The 8,145-nt window shown below is 35.4% G+C and carries 10 protein-coding genes; 4 read left to right on the top strand and 6 right to left on the bottom strand.

Translation table 11 applies throughout. The annotated features are described in order from the left end of the window. Nucleotides 1-119 precede the first annotated feature (119 nt). Together ACFIK1_RS08670 and ACFIK1_RS08665 are read right to left on the bottom strand one after the other, a co-directional pair. Nucleotides 120-443 carry a type II toxin-antitoxin system PemK/MazF family toxin gene (locus ACFIK1_RS08670; RefSeq protein ID WP_375630048.1) on the bottom strand — a complete coding sequence of 108 codons (324 nt, stop codon included), beginning with the start codon at nt 441-443 and terminating at the stop codon, nt 120-122. After that, nucleotides 443-667: an antitoxin MazE family protein gene (locus ACFIK1_RS08665; protein ID WP_019224016.1), complete on the bottom strand. Its 225-nt coding sequence runs from the start codon at nt 665-667 to the stop codon at nt 443-445. The genes ACFIK1_RS08670 and ACFIK1_RS08665 overlap by 1 nt, the downstream gene beginning before the upstream one ends. Before the next feature lie 143 nt (nt 668-810). Here ACFIK1_RS08665 and ACFIK1_RS08660 point away from each other — a divergent pair, with 143 nt between their 5' ends. The 4 genes from ACFIK1_RS08660 to ACFIK1_RS08645 are packed head-to-tail and all read left to right on the top strand — an operon-like array spanning nt 811 to nt 2,038. Further along, nucleotides 811-1,473 (top strand): lysozyme, encoded by a 663-nt coding sequence (locus ACFIK1_RS08660; protein ID WP_375638191.1) that lies wholly within the window; start codon nt 811-813, stop codon nt 1,471-1,473. Then, nucleotides 1,470-1,697, top strand: coding sequence for a hypothetical protein (locus tag ACFIK1_RS08655; protein ID WP_375630023.1), 228 nt, complete (start codon nt 1,470-1,472; stop codon nt 1,695-1,697). The genes ACFIK1_RS08660 and ACFIK1_RS08655 overlap by 4 nt, the downstream gene beginning before the upstream one ends. Beyond that, on the top strand, nt 1,630-1,833 hold the full coding sequence (locus ACFIK1_RS08650; protein ID WP_375630024.1) for a hypothetical protein: 204 nt from the start codon (nt 1,630-1,632) through the stop codon (nt 1,831-1,833). The genes ACFIK1_RS08655 and ACFIK1_RS08650 overlap by 68 nt, the downstream gene beginning before the upstream one ends. Then, nucleotides 1,826-2,038, top strand: coding sequence for a hypothetical protein (locus ACFIK1_RS08645; protein WP_375618855.1), 213 nt, complete (start codon nt 1,826-1,828; stop codon nt 2,036-2,038). The genes ACFIK1_RS08650 and ACFIK1_RS08645 overlap by 8 nt, the downstream gene beginning before the upstream one ends. 130 nt (nt 2,039-2,168) lie before the next feature. Here the strand turns inward: ACFIK1_RS08645 and ACFIK1_RS08640 are convergent, their stop codons facing one another. The 4 genes from ACFIK1_RS08640 to ACFIK1_RS08625 all read right to left on the bottom strand — a co-directional run bounded on the left by ACFIK1_RS08640 (nt 2,169) and on the right by ACFIK1_RS08625 (nt 8,061). Next, complete coding sequence (locus ACFIK1_RS08640) at nt 2,169-3,344, bottom strand: tyrosine-type recombinase/integrase (RefSeq protein WP_375660224.1); 1,176 nt, start codon at nt 3,342-3,344, stop codon at nt 2,169-2,171. A gap of 569 nt (nt 3,345-3,913) precedes the next feature. Then, nucleotides 3,914-4,861 carry an outer membrane protein gene (locus ACFIK1_RS08635; RefSeq protein ID WP_375662592.1) on the bottom strand — a complete coding sequence of 316 codons (948 nt, stop codon included), beginning with the start codon at nt 4,859-4,861 and terminating at the stop codon, nt 3,914-3,916. Nucleotides 4,862-5,419: 558 nt separating this feature from the next. Further along, the gene (locus tag ACFIK1_RS08630; protein ID WP_375662591.1) at nt 5,420-5,692 is read right to left on the bottom strand and encodes a hypothetical protein; all 273 of its coding nucleotides are present in this window, start codon (nt 5,690-5,692) and stop codon (nt 5,420-5,422) included. Beyond that, the gene (locus ACFIK1_RS08625) at nt 5,686-8,061 is read right to left on the bottom strand and encodes a mechanosensitive ion channel domain-containing protein (RefSeq protein WP_375662590.1); all 2,376 of its coding nucleotides are present in this window, start codon (nt 8,059-8,061) and stop codon (nt 5,686-5,688) included. The genes ACFIK1_RS08630 and ACFIK1_RS08625 overlap by 7 nt, the downstream gene beginning before the upstream one ends. Nucleotides 8,062-8,145 lie beyond the last annotated feature (84 nt).

Raw genomic sequence — 8,145 nt, 5'->3', positions numbered from 1 at the left:
GATACCCTTGATCCAAACGCACCACCAAACGCATGCGACGAAGGCGAAGGCGTCATCCATATGGATGAGGAAGATAGATAAACAAAGCTATTTTATGATGATAAAAAGAAATACTATTTTTATTTTACTATTCCTAAAAATACAGCTAAACAGCGTTCAATTTCTACCATTTTATCTGCATGAATGGAGCCGAAAGCTGGACTAACTTTTTCACATCTTACCGTCATAATCTTATCAATCATGACTTGCGAAGGTTTTTGCAAACCATTTTTAGCGTTTGGCTGAATCGTAATGCGGAGTAATGGCGCATCAACAAGTGTGCTAGTAATGGGTAAAACTGTTACACTTGTATGTTCATTGAATTGATTAGCTTGAATGATTAACGCAGGTCTTGGTTTACCAAAATCGCCTTGCATAGCTATTGTGACGAGAGATCCACGCATCATTCTGTCCAGCCATCAACATCCATTAAAGATTGATCCATCAACAACTGCATAGATGTATCTGTTTTATCCATTTTTGCGACTAAGCGACATTGGCGTCGGCACTCTTCTGCAAAGTTCGGTTGACGCGTATCTGGTACCCAAATTTGCATTAAACGCAAACCTGCTTTTCTTTGTGCGTTGCGATGTTTTTGAACGCGTTCATTAACGTGCATTGTAGCCATAACAAAATCTCCATTATGTTTCATGTAACGTATAACACAGAAAAAAGTTACATGAAACACTACTTTTAATAAAACGCAATAATTACAATTTTAATCTATCAATCTGCCCCACCTTTTGTGGGGCTTTTTTATAGGAGCAATACATGAGAACAATATCACCAGAAGGGTTAGCACTGATTAAACAATGGGAAGGTTTACGTCTCAATGCCTATAAAGATGCCATTGGAGTGTGGACCATTGGTTATGGACATACAAACAATGCTGGAAAACCTTTTGTTCATAAAGGTATGGCAATCACCGAAAAACAAGCAGAAGAACTTCTTTGCCAAGACTTAAGACAATTTGAAAATGCCGTTGAACAAGCCGTTCAAGTTGCTTTAACCGATGAACAATTCGCGGCTTTAGTCTCCTTTTGCTATAATGTAGGAACAACAGCCTTTTGTAACTCGACACTGTTAAAAAAGCTCAATCAAGGTGAATATGAAGCTGTCCCTGCAGAGCTACAGAAATGGACCAAAGCAGGCGGAAAGCGTCTTGAAGGTCTCGCACACCGGCGTGCAGCAGAAGCAGGCTTATGGGCGAAAGGTGCTTTTGTTTCCTCTAACTACCAAACCGTAGAAACGCAAGCACCAACGGGACTTTTTAAAGCTGAAGCTCTTGCACCAGTTATTGGTTCTTTTTCAGGGCTTGGAGGCTTATTAGCAGGCAATGGTCCAGTGCAATGGGCATTTGCTACCATTATGGTTTTAGCCGCATGTGCTGGCATTTTCTTTGTTGCTAAACGTTTTCAGGAACACCGTTTATGATCTTATGGATGAAAAGAAATCTACTGTTAATAGGCGCGGCTCTAGCCGCTTTTTTTATGGCTTTGGCAAAAGCTTTTACCCTTGGAAAAAAGGCAGAACAGCAAAAGCAAACAGAAAAAACCTTAAAAGCAGCAACAACACGGCTGGAGGTGGAAAATGAAGTTAATCAGAAAAGTGATACTGATGTGCGTACTGCTCTCTCTCGTTGGTTGCGGGACAAATAAGTATGTCTCTTGTGTTGGTTGGTTGCCAATTTATTTAGAGAGGCAAGATGTTAACGTCATCAGTTCCAATTTAGCAAGAGATATCTTAAAGCATAACAAGCAGGGCGAACGTGTGTGTGGGTGGAAACATGGCTAAGAAAAAAACAAAAGACGATACAGAGCTTACAGAAGGAGAAAAAGAAATCCTTCAAGAAATTATCATGACCTACAAAAGTATAAAAGTGATGTCACGTTATACGAGATGGATTGTACTCATTATACTCTTGCTAGCGCTTGATTTTTCACGTCTTATAGATGCATTGGTAAATATTTTTACACAAAAACCAAATATCCGACTCTAAATACATTCTGAGATGTGCGAAACTGTTTAGCAAATGAATTATCAATTTCGCGCGTCTCGCAGATGCAAGAAATAATGTCGTTTTACACATCTCAAACAGTGGTTTTCAAAACATTAACAATTTGATCCCCTTAGGTCGCTCCTGTTATAAATGCAGCCCACTGTTCCATAAGGGTATGTCGTTGTTCTAAAAAATCTGTCCGCATATAAGCTTTTGTCACTGAACTCCCAACGGAATGCGCAAGAACAGTTTCAGCAATCTCAAATGGTGTTGACGTTGTTTCTGCTATCCAGTCACGAAGACTAGATCTGAAACCATGGGGTCTATAATCAAAACCTTTGTCTTTCATGAATTTAGAAAGTGTTACATCAGATATAGGCTTTCCAGAACTCCCAGCAAATAAAAAACCATTTTTTTCAAAGGGGAGAGATTTTTCAATCACTTTTAAAGCTTCATCACTCAATGGCACGCGAAAATCTGAAACCTTTCCTACAATGCCCTTCATATTTTCTTTTGGTATCGTCCATATATCTTTATCTATTTGTTCAAGACGCAAATAGCGCAATGGATACGACCGTACTCCAGTCAAAATAAGCAACTTCAGTGCTAAATTTGAAAGAATCTTATCATCCAAGCTTTGATAAAATGCCGGAACTTCCTGCCATGGCATAGCAGGAATATTTTGAACATTTTGAATAAATTTTCCCAATAAAGCTTTTGCTTTTGGTACCAATTGCATGTCCACATCTATACCACGTGCTGCGGCATGTTTTATAGCAATATTCAAACGTGATAAAGCCTTGCTCGCTGTTTCATTTTTTGTTTTCCAAATAGGCAACAAACACTCTTTTATATCAAATTGCGTTAATTCAGTAATTGCTATATCCCCAAGTTTAGGAAAAACATGCAATGTAAGAGGTGCTAACCACCTTGCTGCTTTACCTTCATTTTTCAATTCGCTTTTTTTGGCTTCAAAAGCACTTAAAACTATTTTTTGTAAAGAAATACTATCAACTGCCTGCCGTAATTTTTCATTTTTCCTTTTACGAATCGGGTCAATACCTTGGTGCAAAAGGTCACGGCAAGCTGTAGCTTTAAGCCTCGCTTCTTTCAAAGATACAACGCTACAAGAGCCTAATCCCATTTCACGACGTTTTTTATTGAAATCAAATCGAAAAATCCAACGCCCTTGATTTTGGGCTGTTTTGATAAGCCATAGCCCAGCTCCATCAGCATATTTTCCTTTAGATAGATTTTTTACAGATAAGACAGACAGTCTATCACGTGTTCTCGTTCTGCTAACCACCTTCTGAACCACCTTTTAAAAACCACCTTCTGAACCACCTTTTGAATCGCACTTGGAGCGATTTCATTTGATAGCAAGATTATATACAAAAGGCAATTTTATAAATAAAATCAAATAAAAACAGTTAGTTATAAATATAGAAAAAAGTAAAACGCGCAATCAGGTGATAGCGTAGAGAATTCTAAATAAAGAAAAAATAGGTGCACGCCGTCCGCACCACTCTATGTGAATTTTCTTTATTTTCTCATTACTTAGATAGTAAAAACTCTCTTTAAGTTTACTGTTTGCAACTCTATAACGGTATTATAAAGTGATAACTGTAATAATATGAAAGACGAAGCAATCCTTCTTTGCCAACAAATGTTTCAACCACACCTCGTGAACTAAAAATTTTTTATTCTTAACAATTAAGAATCTGAGTAACTCTTCCTTACCTCCTCATTCTCACTCAAAGTCAAAGCCCCCCTTTTTTCACCATAAAATAGTGTTTACAATGCATAAAATTAAAAAATAAAGGCCCTATCGAAGAAATAGGACCTCTTAAATTTAAGCTCCTTTATCCTACAAAATTAGAATTTGTAAGCTATTCCTGCGCGAAAATCATTCGTCTTATACTTAACTTCAATCTCGTCTTTAAATTTCCTTTTACCAAAATCTGAGTAACGATATTCCGCACGCACAACAAGATGATCTGTCATTGCAAAATCAACACCACCACCGAGAGTATAACCAATCATCGTTTTTATTACATCCGATGTCCTATTAAATGGCTCACCTCCCGTAATTACTGTCGACAAAATATCTTGAAACTGTCCATAAGCAACACCACCAGCAATATAAGGCATCACATGCCCCGCAGAAAACCCAACACGCACCCGTGTAGCACCTGTCCATTTTTGTTTTAACGTATGATTAAACGTTAAACTGTCTTTCTCTTCTTTATCCTCTGCAGAAGAGCGAGAAAAGTCTCTACCCTGTCTTCTGACAAGTTTTGCCTTTTTTCGACTTTTTCCTTCTGTACCTAATTCCTCAGTATCAGTACCCGATCCTTCAGTGCCCGATCCTTCAGTGCCCGATCCACCAGTGTTAGGACCACCTGCACTCGTTTCATCAGCCTGAAATCTTGTTTTTGTATCCTTTTTTTCCGTTAAAAGCATATCCGTATCAATCCCCACAATAAAATTATTACCGAGATCAAAATTAACACCCGCATAAAAACCACCTATAAATCCAGAAAGCTCAGGCATATACTGCTTCTCGACAGGCACCCATGGTTTACTTTTACTCTCCTCATCGGGATAGAGAGGAATATCAACATCACGCGTTATTGCAGAAGTCTTACTTGAAAAGCCACCAACTTGCCCCCCGAAATAAAAACCTGCCCAAGAAAAAGGTGAAGAAGCAACAACTTCTGAGGCAACATGTAATGGCTCTTCGTGAGCCACCACATCTGCAGCCTGTACTATAGAAGGTGAAATCAAAGAAAAAACAGATGCTGTTATAAATTTTGTATTCATAAAATTATACCCCATTGCTAAATTTAAATATAATCAAAAATCACATTTAGAAAAACAAAGTTTTATAAAATCTTATGCTGTAAAATTGCATTTACTCCTTTATATTTACATTTAAATTTATCACTATAATAATATATCATTACACCAAAATTTAATATTATCAAATAAATTTTAAAATATTAGAATAATGAATACTTTAAATAATAAATATTTAATAAAAATACCTATTATATTTTTAAAAGGATGAAATATAAAACATTTTGTATCAAAAATACCGCAAAAAAAATCACAAAATAGTATATTTTATGCCTTTTTAATGAAAAAAATCTAAAAATGATGTAATTATTTTTAGAGAATCGATGTTCATTAACAATATTATAAATACCTCAATATTCTTACATCCAAAATGCATACTGTAGATTCTACATAGTATAAAAAAACATCCATTTTATACTAAAATTATACTTTTTTTTACCATTTTCTAAAGGATGAGATTATTAATACGACAATATCATTATCCTTCTAAATCTTGTCCCCAAACAAAAATTCTCAATCATTTTATTTAAAAATTGCTCTTCCCCTACTGATTTCTATAATATCATCTGCCTTTATTGCAAAACGGTCTTTATTAGGAAAAGTTATAAAACATCCCTTCATACAAATTGTAATTTTTTGATGAGTATTTAAAGAAATTTTTGAAGGTATACTTCCTTCAACAACAATAAGAGATTGTATCTTTAAATCATTATTCTTCACTGTTGCAGCAAAAGCTGTTATGGTAAAAATACTTAATAGAATAACTGTAATCAAAATATAAGTATATTTTAGCATTCTAAGATTCCTTCCTCAGCAAAACGCTTATATAGGCTAAATCGAAGAGCATTGGTTACATGAGAAGATAAGGTAATATTAGGCACATAAATAGCCAAATTAAAGGAAAAACTCTTACGATCAAATGCTGTAAAACTTACCTGTGGGATAGGATTTTTTAAAACGCCTTCTGTCGCAGAAGCAATCTCTAACAAAATTTCAGCAACATGCTCTGGAGCAACCTTAGATGATACAGTAACTGGTATATCAATTCGTCCTACTTTATTACGTCGTGTCCAATTACTAACGTTGTTATTAATAAGGCTTGAATTGGGAATAATAATCGTCTTACGCTGAATGGTCTCAAGTTCCGTTGCACGCACACTAATACGCTTAACAACCCCCCCTACTGATCCAGATTCTATATAGTCTCCTATTTTAAATGGTCTTCCAACTAAAATAATAAGTCCAGAGACAAAGTTTTGGACAATATTCTGTAAACCAAAACCTATACCAAGTGAAAGTCCTCCAGCAATAAGAGCGAAATTTCTAAGATCCAAACCTGCCATTGATAATCCGGTCAAAGCAGATACAACAACGCCTCCATAACTTATCACTGTTTTGATAGAATTACGTATACCAGAATCGAACTCTCCATGAACCAACACCACATTATCTAACCAACCAATAAATCGGCGAATAAGAAACCAGCAAACACAAAAAGAAATAATTCCTGTTACAAGAGAAATCAAAGAAAGACTAATATTTCCAATCTGAAAACCGGTCACCGATTGCCACAAAACTGCTTTTAAATCAGAATAGGAAAATCCAAACTGTACAGCAATTGGCATTGCACAAAATATAACAACAAATAAATTGAGAAAAACGCTCATAAAAACTCCCAATTGATTCATCGTTTTTTCTTCTAAATGAAACCTCTGCATCAAAAGATGACCAACCGTTGTTTTCATAAATTGGTCTTTAGTTCCAAGTGCTTGAGCGCTTTGTATTCCTAAATACATGAGAACTAAAAATGCTCCATCAATCATAATTTGCTGCGTAATAAAACGCGCAAATCCAACATAACCTAAAAAATTCAATACAAAGAGCAGTAACCCCAAGCCAATAAGAGGAATGCGTATATAAAATGGCCAAAAGTATGGCTCTTTTTTTTCTTCTTGAACACGCCTACGTCTAAACCGCAAAGGTACAAATGATATTATAAATAGCAATATCGCTACAAGAAAAACAGCAATAAAACTTTTAGCAATTGTCAAAGATAGAGGCGCTGAAATGATTTGATAAATACTATCAAGAACAGCGTCAAATGCCAAAATACCCCCTAAAGACGTGAGTAAAATCACTAATTGATAAGCAGACGATGGTGCAATACTGAGAAGACGCACATGGGGCCTATTCGATGATAGAAGAACAACAGCTAATCGATTGATTAAAAATAATAAAATAATTTGACAACCTATCATATCAAAAACTGTTGTAAGTTTACCTGGATCTAAGTTAAAACTACGAAACAAAAACAACACAAGATAAACGCAAAGAATACATACAAGTGAAGGTAAGAGAACTGAAATAAAGGCGATCAATAAGCGTTGTAAATAAGATATTTCCTCATTAGACTTCATAAAGTGGCAATACACATGAACAAGAACTTTTTGAGAAAAATACGAAAGTCCCAAAGTAATAAAAAGTGGAATTAAAAAGCAAAGAAATAGTTGTAAAAACTTGAAGTAAAATATAAAATTCCACCAAGAATTTAACAACACAAGAAAATCTGATGAAGCCTCTTTTGTTTTTTGGGCGAGATGTTTAACCATCGGAATCGAAAACTCAAGCCTATACGTAAGCGTGCGTTTAAAAAGCTCCCGAGATTGAGAAATAGAAAGTTCAGCTATTCTATTTGCCGCTAAGAAAATTGCTTCAAAACGAAGCATGATACTGTTAATTTTAGCTTTTTGCTCTATCAAGTAGGAATATTCCTTCACTGAGCTTTTCAGTTTTTTCACGTCACGATGGAGCTCCATTAATTGATCAAGAAGTGTATTAATCTCATTAAGAGGAGGACGCAAAACAAATGCTGCCTCAATAGCACGTTCACTGATATCTTGTGCACGTAACCGTAATTCTTCTAAAGCACGCTCATCTTCTGGCTTTCTGTCAAAATCTCTTTTTAAAGTTTCAGTATTTTCTTCAAGAGTCTCAATAATCAACTGTTGTTGCTGAATAATTTCATCAACTGAATAAGAAGCTATCGTTTGTTCGACAATTGTATTTTGTGCCCCCCTATTACCCCATGCACCAGAATTAAATACAAAGATAATCCCCAAAAGAAGGAAAAGTATGTGGATGTTTTTTCTACAAAATGAATACATATCTACCTTATGAGCACAAAAGGGATTTTATTTCTCTCTTTTAAATATGGTATAAAGTAGATATTTTCAACTTTTATAGAATAA

This window comes from Bartonella sp. OC16QHHD, from assembly GCF_042194035.1.
GTDB lineage: Bacteria > Pseudomonadota > Alphaproteobacteria > Rhizobiales > Rhizobiaceae > Bartonella.
This window is presented reverse-complemented; position numbering and strand designations above follow the sequence as displayed.